Source organism: Pseudonocardia sp. Ae505_Ps2 (assembly GCF_001932425.1).
In the GTDB taxonomy this organism is placed as follows: Bacteria; Actinomycetota; Actinomycetes; order Mycobacteriales; family Pseudonocardiaceae; genus Pseudonocardia.
On record NZ_MCIP01000001.1, the window covers coordinates 5938752 to 5955541 of the forward strand.

Here is a 16790-nt window from a genome sequence, read left to right on the forward strand (position 1 = left end):
AGGACCAGGAGCCGCGCCAGATAGGCCACGGTGCGCTCCCCGATCGGGAGGACAGCGGTGTAGGTGACAGGATCAGACATGCAGGACCTCGGTGACGGTGTCGATCTGTGCTGGACCGAACCGATCTACCGGGGTCCTGCCCCGTTCCCGCTCATCTCACCACCCTCGGCGTGTCGCCACGACCTGCCACCCCGCTACTGAGAACACCTCAGTGCCATGCCGGCGAACGGTCCCGGCCAGCTCCACGACCGTCCGCCCGGCCAGCGGCCCCCGCTGCGTCCCACCCATGCCGCACCCTCCCGATACTTTTTCTTACTACGATTAAATAGTAGCCTGACGACCGTGACCGACGCACCGGAGCGGGACCCAGCCACGGTGGGCGACGCCGCGGAGCTCCCCGCCCCGCGCCCGGCGCCCACCCGGGAGCGGATCCTGGACGCGGCGGCGGTGGTGCTCAACCGCAACGGCTACGCGGGGACCCGGCTGCTCGACATCGCCACCATCGCCGGCCTGCAGGCCCCGGCGATCTACTACCACTTCGCCTCGCGGGACGAGCTCATCGCCGAGGTGGTGCAGGTCGGACTGCGCCGGGTGATGGCGCACGTGCACGGCGAGCTCGACGCACTGCCGCCGGACAGCTCGCCGATGGACCGCATCACCACCGCCGTGCGCGCACACCTGGAGATCGTGCTGCGGGACTCGGAGTACGCCTCGGCCGCGATCCGGCACGCCGCCCAGCTCCCGCCGGGCATCCGCGACGTCCAGCTCCGCGACCAGCGCCGCTACGGCGCACTGTGGCGGGGCCTGGTGGACTCCGCGCGCGAGGCCGGCGAGGTGGATCCGGACCTGGACGCGCAGGCGGCCCGGATGCTGGTGATGGGGGCGCTGAACTGGGCCCCGGAGTGGTGGCGCCCCGAGCGCGGCGACCTCGCAGGGACCGTGGCGACCGCGCAGACCATCGTGCGCGAGGGGCTCTCGCCGGACCGTTGACCCGTGCTTCGTATTAATTTACTCTCGATTAAAGAGTCGACCGAAGGAGATGACCCGTGCAGACGTCCGACACCGCGTTCGACGCGCTCGTGGTGGGCGCCGGCGCCGGTGGCCTGTTCGCCGCCGCCCGGCTGGCCCGTGCCGGCTACCGCACCCTCGTCGTGGAGCGGCTCGACAAGGTGGGTGGGCGGGCGTCCACCACCGAGATCGACGGGTTCCTCGTCAACGACGGCGCGATCGTCATCGAGGTCGGTGGCATCACCGAGGAGACCTTCGCCGAGGTCGGCGCCGAGTTCGACATCCGCACCCCGAAGGTCCCGGTGCTCTACCGGGTGGGCGGCAAGAACCTCGACGTCACCCGCGGCGGCTGGGGCATGCTGCTGTCCCAGCTCACCCGGCAGGGCGCGAAGCTGCTCTCGGGCATCGGCGCCGCCCGCACGAACGACGACGCACTGCCCGGCAGCGAGCTGTCCACCGCGGAGTGGGTCGGCAGGTACTCGAAGAACGCGGCCGTGCAGGGCGTGTTCCGCAACATGTGCGCCTCGGTGTTCGCCGTCGGGTCCGAGGAGCTGCCCGCGCGGGTGTTCCTGACCTACTTCACCCGCAAGTCGGCGTTCAAGAAGTTCGGGTTCTGCCCGGCCGGCACGATCGGGGTCTGGCAGTCGCTGGCGAACTCGGTGATCGGCAACGGCGGCCAGGTGTGGCTGTCGTCGGAGGTCGAGCGGCTGCACCTCGCCGACGGCCGGGTCACCGGTGCCACCGTCGTGCGCGACGGCGAGCGCGTCGAGGTCACCTGCCGAGTGGCCGTGAGCGACACCGGGCCCGCCGCGACCGTGGGCCTGCTCGGCGCGGAGAACCTCCCCGCGGACTACCGCGAGCAGGTCGCGGTCAAGGACCGGCCGTGCTCGATGATCGCGCTCAACTTCGCCAGCCGCGAGCGCCTGGTCGACGTGCCCGGCATGCTGCTGTTCTCCACGTCCGAGCGGCTCTGCTACGTCGCCAACTTCACCGACACCTGCCCGGAGATGGCGCCGGAGGGCTGGAACCTCTACGTCGCGGCCTCGGTGCCCAAGCCCTCGGTCGGCGACTTCGACGCCGATGCCGAGGTCGAGCTGCTGCGCACGGACCTGCGCGAGCAGATCCCCGGCTTCGACCGGGCCCGCACCCTGTCGGTCGCGGTCATGCGCGACGGGTGGCCCCCGCAGCGCGCGGTCGCGGGCTACGACCTGGGCCACGACACCCCGATCGCGAACCTGTGGAACGTCGGCGACGGGGTCAAGGAGTACGCCAACGGCGGCACCACCGCCTGCGCCGAGACCGCCAAGCTCGTCACCGAGAAGATCCTCGCGGAGTACCCGCTGACCGCGGCGGTCTGACCCCGCCGCTCCCGGCCACTCCCCCACCGGCGCGCCGCCACCTGCTCCCCGGGTGGCGGCGCGCAGTGCGTTCGGGACAGTGCGTTCAGGACAGCGCGTTCGGGACGGGGCAGCCGGGACGGGGCGCTCAGGACGGGGCGTAGCGGCGTACGCCGTCCTCGCCGTCGTGTGCGACGAGCACGCCCGCGTCGACCAGCACGTCGAGGTGGGCGGCGATCTCCAGCACCGCGAGCGCGGCGTGCTCGGTCTCCAGCTGCGACAGGTGCCGCTCCCGCCGGGTCCACGGCAGGGCGGACGCGACCGCCCAGGCCGTCGTGTCCCCGGCCCCGACCCGCGCCGCGGCGGCGGCCAGCCGCTGCTCGTGGTGGGCCAGCAGCTCGTCGACACGGGTGTGCACACTGCGGGTGACCGGCCCGTGGGCCGGCAGCAGCAGGGAGTCGGGCAGGTCGCGGACCAGCCGCAGCGAGTCCAGGTAGCTGCGCAGCGGCATCGGCTCGGGGGCGCGTTCGTAGCCGATCGACGGCGTGATGTGCGGCAGCACGTGGTCCCCGGAGAACAGCGCGCCGCGCGCGGTGTCGCGCAGCACGACGTGCCCGCGGGTGTGCCCCGGGGTCGCCCGCACCTCCAGCTCGCCCTCGCCTGCGGTGACCAGGTCGCCGTCGTCGAGCCAGGCGTCGGGCATGCTCCACGGCGCCAGGTCGACGCGCTCGACCTCGGCGACGTGCCGGGCCAGGTCCCGGGCCAGGTCGGCCGCACCTGCCGCGGCCACCATGGCCGGCTGCGGCGCGGGGTGGGCCGCGCGGTCGCTCTGCGCCGCCACCGAGGGCCCCTCCCCGCGGCCGAGCACGACCCGGGTGCCGTGGGCGGAGCGCAGCGCGAGGGCCTGGGTGTAGTGGTCGTGGTGGGCGTGGGTGACGACGACCTGGGCGACGTCGGCCGGGGCGTACCCCAGGGCGCGCAGGCCGACCTCCAGCGCGTCGCCGTCGGCGTCGACCCAGCCGGAGTCGACCAGGGTCGGCCCGTCCGGCCCGTCGAGCACGTAGACGTTGACCGCCCGCAGCCCGTCCAGCGGCAACGGCAGCGGGATCCGGTGCACCCCCGGCAGCACGGGGTGCGCCCCCGGTTCGGTCCAGTCCTGCACCTGCTCGGCGAGCTCCACGGTCACATCGACCCCTCCTTCTTTCTAATCCTGATTCAATGTAGTTTCGCGGACGTGACCCCGCGCTACGAGGACCTGCGGTACGAGACCGGCGACGGACTGGCCCGGATCGAGCTGCACCGCCCCGACGCCCTGAACGCCTGGACCCCCGCCATGGGCACCGAGCTGCTCGACGCCGTGCGTCGGGCGTCGGCCGACGACGCGGTCCGCGCGGTGCTCGTCACCGGGGCCGGCCGGGCGTTCTGCGCCGGTGCCGACGTGAAGAACCCGCGCGAGACGACCCCCGAGGGCGATCCGGACCTGTCGACCCGGCTGCGCGAGATCTACAACCCCATCGTGCTGGCGGTGCGGGCGGCACCGAAGCCGTTCGTCGGGGCGGTGCAGGGCGCCTGCGCCGGGCTCGGGGTGTCCCTCGCCCTGTCCTGCGACCTGCTGCTGGCCGCCGAGGACGCCTACCTGCTGCTCGCCTTCGTCCGGATCGGGGTGATGCCCGACGGCGGGACCACGGCGTTCCTGGCCGAGCGGATCGGGCTCGCCCGCGCCGCGGAGCTCTGCATGCTCGGCGACCGGCTGCCCGCCGAGACCGCACACCGCTGGGGACTGGTGAACGCGGTGCACCCCGGCGAGCGCCTGCACGCCGAGGCCGAGGCACTCGCCCGGCGCCTCGCCCAGGCGCCGACCGTCGCGCTGGCCAGCACCAAACAGGCCCTCGGGGCGGCCGCCCAGCGGCGCCTGGCCGACCAGCTGGAGCTGGAGGCGACCCTGCAGCAGCGGCACGCCACCACCCACGACTACGCCGAGGGCAGGGCCGCGTTCGCACAGAAGCGGCAGGCCGTGTTCCGGGGGTGCTGATCCCCCGGACACGGCCCGCCGCCGCTCACAGCCGTTCGATGACGGTGGCGTTGGCCATCCCTCCGGCCTCGCACATCGTCTGCAGCCCGTAGCGGCCGCCGGTGGCCTCCAGGTGGTGCAGCATCGTCACCAGGAGCCGGGTGCCCGAGGAGCCGAGCGCGTGCCCGAGCGCGATCGCCCCGCCCCGCGGGTTGAGCCGGGCCGGGTCCGCGCCGAACTCGCGTGCCCAGGCCAGCGGGACCGGGGCGAACGCCTCGTTGACCTCGTAGGCGTCGATCTCGTCGAGGGACAGACCGGCGCGGGCCAGCACCGCGTGGGTGGCCGGGATGGGGCCGGTCAGCATCATCAGCGGGTCGTCGCCGACGACGGAGAACGCGTGGAACCGGGCCCGCGGACGCAGCCCGAGCGCCGTCGCCCGCTCCTCGCTCATGACCAGCACGGCGGACGCGCCGTCGGTCAGCGGGGAGGAGTTGCCCGGCGTGATCCGCCAGTCGATCTCGGGGAACCGCGCCGACATCTCGTCGGTGCGGAACGACGGCCGCAGCCCGGCCAGGCCCTCGGCGGTGGTCGTGTCGCGGACGGTCTCGTCGGTGGTCAGCCCTGGCGCCTCCGGCACCGCGACGACCTCGGCGTCGAACCCGCCGTCGGCCCAGGTCCGCGCGGCGCGGCGGTGCGACTCGGCGGAGTAGGCGTCGAGCTCGTCGCGCTCGAGCTTCCAGCGCTGCGCCACCAGCTCGGCGGAGATGCCCTGGTTGACCAGACCGTCGGGGTACCGGGCGGACGCCCGCTCCCCCATCCCGGCGCGGGCACTGCCGATCGGCACCGCGCTCATCGACTCGACGCCCGCGGCGATCACCACGTCGTGCACGCCGGCCAGCACGGCCTGGGCGGCGAACGCCGCCGCCTGCTGGCTCGACCCGCACTGCCGGTTGAGCGTCGTGCTGGGCACGGACTCGGGGAACCCGGCGCCGAGCACCGCGTTGCGCCCGATGTTGCCGGCCTGCTCCCCCACCTGCTGGGCGCAGCCGACGATCACGTCCTCGACCAGCGCCGGGTCGATCCCGGCCCGCTCGACGAGCGCGGCGAGCTGACCGGCGAGCAGGTCGGCCGGGTGCACACCCGACAGCCCGCCGCCGGGCTTGCCTCTCCCGACCGGGGTGCGGATCGCCTCGACGACGACGGCGGTGCGCATCAGAGCCGCTCGATGATCGTGACGTTGGCCTGGCCGCCGCCCTCGCACATGGTCTGCAGGCCGTAGCGGCCGCCGGTGCGCTCCAGCTCGTGCAGCATGGTCGTCATCAGCCGGGCGCCGGTGGCGCCGAGCGGGTGGCCGAGCGCGATGGCGCCGCCGTTGGGGTTGACCTTCTCCGGGTCGGCGCCGGTCTCGGCCAGCCACGCCTGCACGACCGAGGCGAAGGCCTCGTTGATCTCGACGGTGTCGATGTCGCCGATGGTCAGACCGGTCTTCTGCAGCGCGTACTCGGTCGCCGGGATCGGCGCGGTCAGCATCCAGACCGGGTCGGCACCGCGCACCGACACGTGGTGGATCCGCGCCCGCGGGGTCAGCCCGTGGTCGCGCACCGCCGACTCCGACGCGATGAGCAGTGCCGCGGTGCCGTCGGAGACCTGGCTGGACACGCCGGCGGTCAGCCGGCCGCCCTCGGTGAGGGTCTTGAGGCCGGCGAGCTTCTCCAGCGAGGTGTCCGCGCGCGGGCCCTCGTCCGTGCCGACCTCGCCGAACGGCACGATCTCCCGCTCGAAGCGGCCCTCGGAGATGGCGCGCAGCGCGCGGTGGTGGCTCTCCAGCGCGAAGACCTCCATGTCCTCGCGGGACAGGTTCCACTTCTCGGCGATCATCTCCGCGCTGCGGAACTGGCTGATCTCCTGGGTGCCGTAGCGCTTCTCCCAGCCGACGCTGCCGGTCCACGGGTCGGTCGCGCCGAACGGCTCGCCGACGGAGAACGAGCACAGGATGGGGTACTGCGACATGATCTGCACGCCGCCGGCGATCACCAGGTCCTGGGTGCCCGCCATGACCGCCTGCGCGGCGAAGGACACGGCCTGCTGGCTGGAGCCGCACTGGCGGTCCACGGTCGTGCCCGGCACCGACTCCGGCAGCCCGGCGACCAGCGCCGCGGTGCGCGCGATGTCCCCGGCCTGGGCGCCGATGGCGTCGATGCAGCCGTAGACGACGTCGTCGATCGCCGCCGGGTCGACCCCGGTGCGCTCCACCAGGGCCCGGATCGGGTGCGCCCCGAGGTCCGCGGGGTGCACGGCGGCCAGTCCGCCCTTGCGGCGGCCGACCGGGGCCCGGACGGCGTCGACGATGTAGGCCTCGCCCATGAGTTCCTCTTCCTGCGTCGCGTCTCAGCGCGCGGCGACGGCCGCGGCGTTGCGTTCCTCGGCGAACGCGAGTGCGTCCGTCCAGCTCGTGCGGCGTCCGATGCGGACGCGGTACTTCATGACGTCGGCGCGGCGCTCGAGCGTCAGCGCGCCGGTCAGCCGGTCGCCGGTCCGGTAGAGCGCCACGAACCGGCCGTCCTCCGGGGAGCCGGAGACGACCCGGATCTCGTCCGCGCGCGGGACGCCGACGAACTGGATGCGGCTGCCGTACCAGTCCGACCAGAAGTAGGGCACGGTCTCGTAGGGCCGGGCCGCGTCCGGGTCGAGGGCGTTGCGGGCGGCGCGGGCGCCCTGCTCCGCGGCGCTGGTCCAGTGCTCGATCCGCATGCGGCCGCCGGTCGGCAGCTCGGAGAACAGCGGGTTGACCCAGTTCACGACGTCGCCGGCGGCGTACACCCCCGGCAGGTCGGTCCGTAGGGTCTCGTCGGCGAGGATCCCGTTGTCCAGGCCGACCCCGGAGCCCTCCAGCCAGCCGGTGTCGGGGGTGGCGCCGATCCCGGCGACCACGAGGTCGGCGGGCAGCACGGTGCCGTCGGCGAGCCGGACACCGGTGACCCGGCCGTCGCCCTCCAGCCCGTCGACGCCGACGCCGCAGCGCAGGTCGGTGCCGTTGGTCTCGTGCAGCCGTGACAGCGCCGCGCCCATCTGCTCGCCGACCGCGCGGACCAGCGGGACCGGCAGCGCCTCGACGATGGTGGCGGGCAGGCCGCGCTTGCGGGCACCGGACGCGACCTCGGACCCGATGAACCCGGCCCCGACGACCACGGTGCGGGCGCCCGCGTCCAGCGCGGCGCGCACGGCCCGCGCGTCGTCGAGGGTGCGCAGCGTGTGCACCCCGGCCAGGTCCCCGGGCAGCGTGCGGGCGCGGGCCCCGGTGGCGACGACGAGTGCGTCGTAGCCGATCCGGCGGTCGCCGACGACGACCTCGCGGGCGTCGGCGTCCAGGCCGGTCGCCGGCTCGCCGAGGACGAGGTCCACGCCGAGCTCGTCACGCAGGTGCTCCTCGGTCCGGAACCGCACGTCCGGCGCCTCGGGGTCGTCCAGGAACGCCTTCGACAGCGGGGGCCGGTCGTAGGGCAGGTGCGCCTCGGCACCGACGAGGGTCACCGGGCCGGTGTGCCCGGCGTCGCGGGCGGCCTCGGCGGCCCGCAGACCGGCCAGGGACGCCCCGACGACCACGAGGCGGGGACCGGGACTCGGTGACATCGCAGGCACCCTTTCGTCGACCAGATTTGAATCGAGAATAAACTTATGCCAGATTCGACGTCAACGCCGGGGCCGCCGTTCGGGAGGACGCGATGCACGAGGACAGGGCCATCCACCGGGTCACCGGAGGACTCGCCGAGATCAGGCTGACCCGGGACCGGGGCAACGCGATCGACCCCGCGATGGTGGAGGCGATCGACGCCGCCGTCCGCGCCGTCGAGGCCGACGAGACCGTGCGCAGCGTGCTGCTCACCGCCGCCGGTCCGGCCTTCTGCGTCGGCGGCGACCTGGGGTTCTTCCGCAGCCGGGTGGACGACCTGCCCGCCCAGCTGGACTCGATGATCGACACGTGGCACGGCTCGACGCTGCGCAGGCTCTCCGCGCTGCCGGTCCCGGTCGTCGCGGCCGTGCGCGGCGGCGTCGGCGGCGGCGGGCTGGGGCTGGTGTGGGGTGCCGACGTGGTCGTCGCCGCCGATGACGTGAAGCTCGCCACGGGGTTCACCAAGCTCGGCATGACCGGCGACGGCGGCAGCACCTGGTACCTGCCGCGGCTGGTCGGGATGCGCCGCGCCCAGCAGCTCATGCTGCGCTCCACCCCGGTCGGCGCCGAGCAGGCGCTGGAGTGGGGGCTGGTGTCGCAGGTCGTGCCCGGCGACGAGGTCGAGACCGTTGCCCGGACCATCGCCGAGGAGTTCGCCGACGGCCCGACCTGGGCCTACGGCGGGATCAAGCAGCTGCTGCGCGACAGCGACGACCGCACCCACGCCGACGGCCTGCTCGCCGAGTACCGGCTGATGACGGCCGGCGCGGGGCGGGCCGACGTCCGCGAGGGCGTCATCGCGTTCACCGAGCGCCGCGCCCCGAAGTTCGACGGCCGATGACCCAGGAGCACACCGTGGACACCACCACCGTCACCACCGACACCCACACCGACAGCGGCACCGGAACCGACGCCGAGGCCGTGGTCCGGCGCCTCTACACCGCGCTCGCCGACGGCGACCGGGACACCCTCGACGCGATCCTCGACCCCGACTTCGTCGGCGTGCTCGCCGCGGGGATGCCGGGCGACGTGGGCGGCGAGCACCGCGGCGCCGAGGCGATGCGGCGCGACGGCTGGGGCGGCATCGGACGACACTTCGCCGCCCGCGCCGAGCCCGACCGGATCGACGCGCTCGCCGACGGCCGGCTGCTGGTCTCCGGGCACTACCGGGGCCGCGGGCGGCGCGGCGGCGCCGAGCTGGAGGCGGCGTTCACCCACGTCGTCACCGTCGCCGGCGGCCGGCTGACCCGGCTCGAACAGCTCACCGACACCGCCCGCTGGGCCGCCGCCGCGCCGCCGTACACCACCCTCGACGTGCGGGTCGCCGACGGCGTCGGCACCCTGCGGCTGAACCGTCCGGACCGGCACAACGCGGTCGACCGGACACTGGGAGCCGAGTTCGCCCGGGCCGTGGACGCCGTCGCCGCCGACCCCGCGGTGCGGGCCGTGGTGCTCACCGGCGGGGACCGGGTGTTCTGCGTCGGCGGCGACGTCGAGCTGTTCACCGGCTGCGCCCCCGAGGAGCTCCCCCGGGTCCTGCGCGAGGTCACCGACCTGTTCCACCCCACCGTCGAACGCCTGTCCACGATGGACGCGCCGGTGGTCGCGGCGGTGCACGGCGCCGCAGCCGGGATGGGCCTGGCACTGGTGTGCGCCGCGGACGTCGTCGTCGCCGCCGAGGACGCCGTGTTCACCACCGCCTACGGCGGCATCGGGCTCACCGCCGACGGCGGGCTCTCCTGGACCCTGCCGCGGCTGGTCGGGCTGCGCCGCGCCCAGGAGCTGTTCCTGACCGGGCGCCGGCTCACCGCGGCCGAGGCCCTGGAGTGGGGCCTGGTGACCCGGGTGGTGCCCGCCGCCGAGGTCGACGCGGTGGCGCGGGAGTACGCGACGACGATCGCGGACGGCCCGACACAGGCGTTCGGCGCGGTGCGCCGGCTGCTGTGCCGCAGCAGCGAGTCCGACCTGCACACCCACCTCGCCGAGGAGCAGCGCTCGGTGGTCGAGGCCGGGCGCAGCCACGACCTGCTGGAGGGGACGCGGGCCCTCGCCGAGCGCAGGCAGCCCCGCTTCACGGGCTCCTGACCGGCCCGGGCCCGGCTCCGACGAGGCGCAGCGCGAACTCCGCGAGCTGCCAGGCGACCTCGTTCTCGGCCGGGCCCGCGTCGTCGCGGAACCACACCGCGACGCCCATCCCCTGGTCCAGGATCGCGTACGAGGCCAGCTGCGGCGAGGCCACCGAGAACACGCCCGCCTCGACCCCGTCGGTGATCAGGCGGCGGAAGCGCCGCTCGTAGTCGGCACGCAGCCCGAGCACCTCGGACCGGTGCGGCTCGGTCAGGCTGCGCAGCTCCCGGTTGCCGACGAAGGCCTCCAGGCGGTTGCGGGCGTGGAACCGCACGTGGGCCTCGACCGCGCGGCGCAGCCGCTCGGCCGGGTCGGCGACCCCGGCGACCGCGGCGTCGTGCTCGGCCAGCAGGGCGCGCATGGTCGCGTCGATGACCGAGGCGAGCAGCTCCTGCTTGGAGCGGACGTGCTTGTAGAGACTCGGGCCGCGGATGCCGACCGCCGCGCCGATGTCGGCCATCGTCGTCGCCTCGTAGCCGCGACGGGCGAACTCCGCCAGCGCCGCCGACCGGATCTCGTCGCCCCGCACGGCTAGCAGTCTATAGCCGACCTGTGACATGAGGCTCCCTGCGCTGTACTCACCTGCCTCGAACCTGCTAGAAGGTGGCTAACACTCATTAGCCGATGGAGGAGACATGGCCGTCGACCTCGCCCAGGACGCGGACGTCCGCGACCTCGCGGAGCGCACCGCACGCTTCATCCGGGAGGTGGTGATCCCGGTCGAGGAGACCCACGGCGGTGTCCTGCCCTCCGAGGAGGCCCGGGTGCAGCTGCAGGACGCCGCCCGCGCCGCGGGGGTGTTCGCCCCGCACGCGTCGCCGGAGCTCGGCGGGCACGGCCTGGACATGCGCGCCCGCGCCGCGGTGTTCGAGGAGGCCGGGTACTCGCTGCTCGGACCGATCGCGCTCAACATCGCCGCCCCCGACGAGGGCAACGTGCACATGCTGGAGCGGATCGCGAGCGAGGAGCAGAAGGAGCGCTACCTCGCCCCGCTGGCCGCCGGCGACGTCCGGTCCTGCTTCGCGATGACCGAGCCCGCCCCCGGCGCGGGCTCGGACCCCGACGCCCTGTCCACCACGGCTACCCGGGTCGACGGCGGCTGGCGCATCGACGGCCGCAAGTGGTTCACCACCGGCGCGGACGGCGCCGCGTTCGCCATCGTCATGGCCCGCACCACCGGCGAGCCCGGTGACCGCGGCGGCGCGACGATGTTCCTGGTCGACGCCGACAACCCCGGGATGAAGGTCGGCCGGAACATCCCGACGCTCGACGAGTCGCTGTTCGGCGGACACCTGGAGGTCGAGTTCTCCGACTGCCGTGTCCCGGACGACGCGGTGCTCGGCGAGGTCGACCAGGGCTACCGCTACGCCCAGGTGCGGCTCGGCCCGGCGCGGCTCACCCACTGCATGCGCTGGCTGGGGATCGCCCGGCGTGCGCAGGACATCGCGGTGGCGTGGGCCTCGGAGCGCGAGGTGTTCGGGTCCCGGCTGGCCGACCTCGGCATGGCCCAGGCCATGATCGCCGACAACGAGATCGACATCGCCGCCTCGCGCGGGCTGATCCTGCAGGCCTGCTGGGAGCTCGACCGCGGCAATCCGGCGGGCAGCCAGGTGTCGATCGCCAAGACCTTCACCGCCGAGGCCGTCTGGCGCGTCGTGGACCGGTCACTTCAGCTCAACGGCGGACGCGGGGTGTCCGGCGACGTGCTGCTGGGCCGCTTCCTGCGCGAGGTGCGCCCGTTCCGGATCTACGACGGCCCGTCGGAGACCCACCGCTGGTCGATCGCCAAGCGCACCGTGGGCCGCTACCGCAGGGAACAGGCCCGATGAGCGGTCCCGACGGCCTGGACCTGGCCGCCCTCGACACCTTCCTGAGGGCGAACGTCGACGGGTACCGCGGCGGGGTCACCGCCGAGCTGGTCTCCGGCGGCCGCTCGAACCTCACCTACCGGGTCACCGACGGCACCCACGTGTGGATCCTGCGGCGCCCCCCGCTGGGCACGCTGACCCCGTCGGCGCACGACATGGGCCGCGAGTTCCGGGTCACCGCCGCCCTGGCGGGCACCGGCGTACCGGTCGCCCCGGCCGTCGCGCTGGCCGACGACAGCGTGCTCGGGGTGCCGTTCGCGCTCACCGGGTTCGTCGACGGGATCGTCGTACGCAGCGAGGACGACCTCGCCGCCCTCGACGACCCCACCGTGCACGCGGTGGCGTTCTCCCTGGTCGACACCCTCGCCGCACTGCACGCCGTGGACGTCACCACCGGTCCGCTCGCCGAGCTGGGCCGCCCCGCCGGGTACCTGCGCCGCCAGGTCGAGCGCTGGTACGGCCAGTGGCAGCGCGTCGCCACCCGCGAGATCCCCGACGTCGACACCCTGTACCGCCTGCTCGACGACACCTGCCCGGCCGAGAGCGACCACGCCGTCGTGCACGGGGACTTCCGCATCGACAACGCCATCCTCGACGCCGGGCACCCGGCCACGATCCGCGCGCTCGTCGACTGGGAGATGGCCACGCTCGGCGACCCCCTGGCGGACCTGGCGCTGCACACCGTCTACGGCGACCCGACGTTCGCACCGGTGCTGGCCGGGTCCGCGGCCTCGACCAGCTCCCGCATGCCGTCGACCGCGGAGCTGGTGGAGCGCTACACCGTCGCGTCCGGGCGGACGGTGCGCCACTGGGCGTTCCACCGGGGGCTGGCCTACCTCAAGGCCGCGGTCATCGCCGAGGGCATCCACGCCCGGCACCTGCGCGGGGACACCCGCGGGGAGGGGTTCGCGACGGTCGGCGAGGCGACCGCACCGCTGGCCGCGGCCGGGGTGGTCGCCGTCCACGCCTGACCGGCCGGGGGGGGCGCCGGGCACCGCGGCCCGGCGCGCGGCCGTCAGCGGGTCCGCCCTCAGCGCCGGGGTGCGCGCGGTCGGCGTACTCGAGCAGCCGGCGCAGCCGTCCGGCGATCGCGTCCTTGGTCATCGGCGGGTCGGCGAGATGGCCCAGCTCCTGCAACGACAGCTCCGGGTTCCGGGCCCGCAGCAGGCCGGTGGCCAGCAGACGGTCGGGCACCCCGGCGGGCGGGTCCGCCAGCAGTGCCTGGACACGCCGGGTCGTCGTCGCCGCGGCCTGGGAGGCACGCTCCCGGTTGGCGTCGTGCAGCGCGCCGCTCACCGGCGCCTCGCCGGTCCCGCGTCGGAGGTCGGGGGTCCACGCCTGCGCCGCGCGCGGCGCGCCGATCAGGCCGAGCACCGCCCGCACGTCGGCGTGGTCGCGGACGACCACCCGGTCGCCCTGGGTGCCGGGGCGGGTCAGCGCGGCGACGCCGAGGCGCCGGGCCGCGCCGGTGAGCGCCATCGCCGTCTCCGGGGACGGGCAGATCAGCTCCAGCCCGGCCCGGCCCCGGCCGCCGAGCGCCCCGGCGGCCAGGAACGCGGCGCGCCAGGCCCCGGCCAGGACCGCGTCGTCGCCCGCGACGACCGACGGCGGCAGCCCGCGCACCCAGCGGCCGGTGCCGTCGCACAGCCGGGTGCGGCGGGCCAGCTCCGGGACGCGCGCGACGATGCGGAGCGACTCGGACGACGGCCGGACGACGGGGATCTCGAACAGGTCGGTGATCTGCCGGGCCAGGCGCTCGGCGGAGCGTGCGCACCCGGTGGGGACCTCCAGCACCGGTACCGATGCCGCCCCGACGGTCTGGCCGAGCGTCCCGGCGCAGGCGAACCGGAGTGTCGTCGCCACCTCCGCACGACCGATGTCGGCTCGCGCGGGGCGGTGCCGGAACAGCTCGTCCCGGACGTCGGGGGTGTCCACCTGCAGCTCCTTCGGATCCGACCGGCGTGCTCCGCCGGTGCCGGCTCGGGCCCCCGGAACCGGCGGACGGCGTCCGGGCCGGGGGGGGACGGCCGGCCCGGGACGGACCGCCCTGGCGGGGGCGACACGCCTCGGACCGACCGGTGGCGCACGCCGGGCTCCCGATCGACGACGCCACACCCGGACAACGACCCGTCGCCGGGGACGAGGCGGACGCGCCCGCCCGCCACGGCGACCGGGCGACCCGGTACGCCCGGCGCGGCATCCGGGACGACCGGTGGTCGGTCGACCACCCTGTGTGATGAACTCCGCCGCACGACCAGGGCACGGGATGCCGGCAGGGTCCGATCGGGTCCGCGGGGGATTGGGATCGCTCCCGCCGGGTAGCGCTCCGGAGCGGGCACGACGCCGGCACGGCGCCGCCCGGCAGCCGTCGAGCACGGAGGTGGACCGGTGAGCAGGCACGACGAGGAGTACTCCGAGACCGACCTCGACGTCGGCTCCCCCGAGGACCACGCCGTCGGGGCGACCGCCGTCGCGGTGTCGATGAAGCGGTCGCTGGAGCACATGGGGCCGGCCCGGACCGCCCGCACGCTGCTGAAGCTGAACCAGGCCGAGGGCTTCGACTGCATGAGCTGCGCCTGGCCGGATCCCGACCCCGGGCACCGCTCGGTCGCCGAGTTCTGCGAGAACGGCGCGAAGGCCGTGGCCGAGGAGGCCACCACCCGCCGCGCGACCCCGGAGTTCTTCGCCCGGCACAGCGTCGCCGACCTGGACGCCCACTCCGAGCTCTGGCTGGGCCAACAGGGCCGCATCACCCACCCGATGGTCCGGCGCCCGGACGGCACCCACTACGAGCCCCTCGGCTGGGACGAGGCGTTCCGGCTGATCGGCGACGAGCTGAACGCCCTGGACGACCCCGGTGAGGCGACCTTCTACACCTCCGGCCGGGCGTCCAACGAGGCCGCGTTCGTCTACCAGCTGTTCGCCAGGGCGTTCGGGACGAACAACCTGCCCGACTGCTCGAACATGTGCCACGAGTCGACCTCCATCGCGCTGCAGGAGTCGATCGGCATCGGCAAGGCCAGCGTCACGCTGCCCGACCTGCTCGAGGCGGACGTGATCGTCATCGCCGGGCAGAACCCGGGCACCAACCACCCGCGGATGCTGACCCAGCTCGAACACGCCAAGCGCAACGGCGCCACCATCCTCACGATCAACCCGCTGCGCGAGGCCGGGCTGATGCGGTTCAAGAACCCGCAGACCCCGAAGGGCGTCCTCGGACGCGGCACCGACATCTCCGACCTGCACCTGCCGGTCCGGGTCAACGGCGACCTGGCGCTGTTCCAGGCCATCGGTTCGCTGCTGGTCGAGTGGGACGCCCTGGACCACGAGTTCCTCGACCGGTACACCACCGGGTTCGACGCCTGGCGCGAGCACGTCTCCGGGATCGACCGCGACGCCGTCACCCGGTCCACCGGCCTGTCCTGGGCCGAGATCACCCGGGCAGCGGCCCTGCTGCGGGACTCGCGCAAGACGGTCTTCTGCTGGGCGATGGGGCTGACCCAGCACCGCAACGGCGTCGCGACGATCAAGGAGGTCGTCAACGTCGCGCTGGCCCAGGGCAACATCGGACGCCCCGGTTCCGGGCTGTTCCCGGTCCGCGGCCACTCCAACGTCCAGGGCGACCGCACCATGGGCATCTGGGAACGCGTCCCGGACTCCTTCCTCGACGCCCTGGAGCGCGAGTTCGCGTTCGACCCGCCCCGCGAGCACGGCCTCGACACCGTCGACAGCATCCGGGCCATGCGCGACCGGCGGGTGAAGGTGTTCGTCGGCCTCGGCGGCAACTTCCTGCAGGCCGCGCCGGACACCGACATCACGACCGCGGCGCTGACCGGCACCCGGCTGACCGTGCAGATCTCGACGAAGATCAACCGCTCGCACCTGCACGGCGGTCGCACCGCGCTGATCCTGCCCACCCTGGGGCGCACCGAGCGCGACGTCCAGGAGTCCGGCCCGCAGTTCGTCTCGGTCGAGGACTCCACCTGTTCGGTGCACTCCTCCCGCGGCCCGCTGCCGCCGGCGAGCCCGCACCTGCGCTCCGAGATCGCGATCCTCACCGGCATCGCCGAGGCCACCCTCGGCGACCGGCACGGCATCGACTGGGCCGCGATGCGCGGGGACTACCGCCGCATCCGCGACCACATCTCGCGCGTCGTGACCGGCTGCGAGAGCTACGAGGTGAACGTCCGCCGGCCCGGCGGGTTCGTCCTGCCGCACCCGCCCCGGGACTCGCGGACCTTCGAGACCCCGTCCGGCCGCGGCGAGTTCGTGGTGTCGCCGGTCGAGGTGCTCGAGGTGCCCGACGGGCACCTGCTGCTCCAGACCCTGCGCAGCCACGACCAGTTCAACACCACGATCTACGGCCTCTCGGACCGCTACCGCGGCATCGAGGGCGGGCGCCGGGTCGTGTTCTGCCACCGCGAGGACATCGCCGCGCTCGGCTACGCCGAGGGCGACCACGTCGACCTGATCACGCGCTGGGACGGCGACGAGCACGTGCGCTGCGCGTCGGACTTCCGGCTGGTCGCCTACGACGTCCCGCGGGGCACCGCGGCGGCGTACTACCCGGAGACGAACCCGCTCGTCCCGCTCGACGCCACGGCGGCCGGGAGCAACCAGCCGGCGTCGAAGTCGGTCGTGGTCAGGCTCGGCGTCGCCGGGGGCACCGACTGCAACCCGCGGGGCGCGCAGGGCCAGGTCGGCGACGACGACGGCCACAAGTCCCGGCCGGAGGTGTCGCACCTGTCCTGACCGCGGGACCCGAGCGG

13 protein-coding genes and 1 pseudogene are annotated in these 16790 nt (G+C 74.4%); 8 read left to right on the top strand and 6 right to left on the bottom strand.

What is annotated here, in order from left to right; all coding sequences use genetic code 11:
- Window positions 1-342: 342 nt before the first annotated feature.
- Together Ae505Ps2_RS27730 and Ae505Ps2_RS27735 are read left to right on the top strand one after the other, a co-directional pair.
- Entirely contained in the window at window positions 343-990 is a 648-nt protein-coding gene (locus Ae505Ps2_RS27730; protein ID WP_075310931.1) for a TetR family transcriptional regulator, read from the top strand.
- Window positions 991-1046: 56 nt separating this feature from the next.
- Window positions 1047-2366: an FAD-dependent oxidoreductase gene (locus Ae505Ps2_RS27735; RefSeq protein WP_075310929.1), complete on the top strand. Its 1320-nt coding sequence runs from the start codon at window positions 1047-1049 to the stop codon at window positions 2364-2366.
- A 127-nt stretch (window positions 2367-2493) separates the two neighbouring features.
- Here Ae505Ps2_RS27735 and Ae505Ps2_RS27740 read toward each other — a convergent pair whose 3' ends face one another.
- Complete coding sequence (locus tag Ae505Ps2_RS27740) at window positions 2494-3531, bottom strand: MBL fold metallo-hydrolase (RefSeq protein ID WP_075554133.1); 1038 nt, start codon at window positions 3529-3531, stop codon at window positions 2494-2496.
- A gap of 48 nt (window positions 3532-3579) precedes the next feature.
- Between Ae505Ps2_RS27740 and Ae505Ps2_RS27745 the strand changes: the two genes are divergently transcribed.
- Window positions 3580-4377, top strand: a complete 798-nt coding sequence (locus tag Ae505Ps2_RS27745; RefSeq protein ID WP_075310925.1) for an enoyl-CoA hydratase-related protein — start codon at window positions 3580-3582, stop codon at window positions 4375-4377.
- A gap of 25 nt (window positions 4378-4402) precedes the next feature.
- Here the strand turns inward: Ae505Ps2_RS27745 and Ae505Ps2_RS27750 are convergent, their stop codons facing one another.
- From Ae505Ps2_RS27750 to Ae505Ps2_RS27760, 3 genes are read right to left on the bottom strand one after another with little or no spacing between them, the layout of a single operon-like run.
- A complete protein-coding gene (locus tag Ae505Ps2_RS27750) occupies window positions 4403-5569 on the bottom strand; it encodes a thiolase family protein (RefSeq protein WP_075310923.1) in 1167 nt (388 codons plus the stop codon).
- The gene (locus Ae505Ps2_RS27755) at window positions 5569-6720 is read right to left on the bottom strand and encodes an acetyl-CoA C-acetyltransferase (protein WP_020623741.1); all 1152 of its coding nucleotides are present in this window, start codon (window positions 6718-6720) and stop codon (window positions 5569-5571) included. The genes Ae505Ps2_RS27750 and Ae505Ps2_RS27755 overlap by 1 nt, the downstream gene beginning before the upstream one ends.
- 24 nt (window positions 6721-6744) lie before the next feature.
- Window positions 6745-7986 (bottom strand): FAD-dependent oxidoreductase, encoded by a 1242-nt coding sequence (locus Ae505Ps2_RS27760; RefSeq protein WP_043278107.1) that lies wholly within the window; start codon window positions 7984-7986, stop codon window positions 6745-6747.
- A 92-nt stretch (window positions 7987-8078) separates the two neighbouring features.
- Between Ae505Ps2_RS27760 and Ae505Ps2_RS27765 the strand changes: the two genes are divergently transcribed.
- Together Ae505Ps2_RS27765 and Ae505Ps2_RS27770 are read left to right on the top strand one after the other, a co-directional pair.
- On the top strand, window positions 8079-8867 hold the full coding sequence (locus Ae505Ps2_RS27765) for an enoyl-CoA hydratase-related protein (protein WP_075310921.1): 789 nt from the start codon (window positions 8079-8081) through the stop codon (window positions 8865-8867).
- A gap of 14 nt (window positions 8868-8881) precedes the next feature.
- Window positions 8882-10111 carry an enoyl-CoA hydratase-related protein gene (locus Ae505Ps2_RS27770; RefSeq protein ID WP_170917094.1) on the top strand — a complete coding sequence of 410 codons (1230 nt, stop codon included), beginning with the start codon at window positions 8882-8884 and terminating at the stop codon, window positions 10109-10111.
- Here the strand turns inward: Ae505Ps2_RS27770 and Ae505Ps2_RS27775 are convergent.
- The gene (locus Ae505Ps2_RS27775) at window positions 10098-10682 is read right to left on the bottom strand and encodes a TetR/AcrR family transcriptional regulator (RefSeq protein ID WP_249265366.1); all 585 of its coding nucleotides are present in this window, start codon (window positions 10680-10682) and stop codon (window positions 10098-10100) included. The genes Ae505Ps2_RS27770 and Ae505Ps2_RS27775 overlap by 14 nt on opposite strands.
- 106 nt (window positions 10683-10788) lie before the next feature.
- On the opposite strand from Ae505Ps2_RS27775, the gene Ae505Ps2_RS27780 reads away from it, so the two are divergent.
- Entirely contained in the window at window positions 10789-11982 is a 1194-nt protein-coding gene (locus Ae505Ps2_RS27780; protein WP_075554134.1) for an acyl-CoA dehydrogenase family protein, read from the top strand.
- Complete coding sequence (locus tag Ae505Ps2_RS27785; protein WP_075310917.1) at window positions 11979-12992, top strand: phosphotransferase family protein; 1014 nt, start codon at window positions 11979-11981, stop codon at window positions 12990-12992. Before Ae505Ps2_RS27780 ends, Ae505Ps2_RS27785 begins: the two co-directional genes overlap by 4 nt.
- A gap of 91 nt (window positions 12993-13083) precedes the next feature.
- Here the strand turns inward: Ae505Ps2_RS27785 and whiA are convergent.
- Window positions 13084-14523: pseudogene (gene whiA, locus Ae505Ps2_RS34335) on the bottom strand (DNA-binding protein WhiA); the annotation flags it as partial.
- On the opposite strand from whiA, the gene Ae505Ps2_RS27795 reads away from it, so the two are divergent.
- Complete coding sequence (locus tag Ae505Ps2_RS27795) at window positions 14410-16773, top strand: FdhF/YdeP family oxidoreductase (protein WP_075310913.1); 2364 nt, start codon at window positions 14410-14412, stop codon at window positions 16771-16773. The pseudogene whiA and the gene Ae505Ps2_RS27795 overlap by 114 nt on opposite strands.
- Window positions 16774-16790 lie beyond the last annotated feature (17 nt).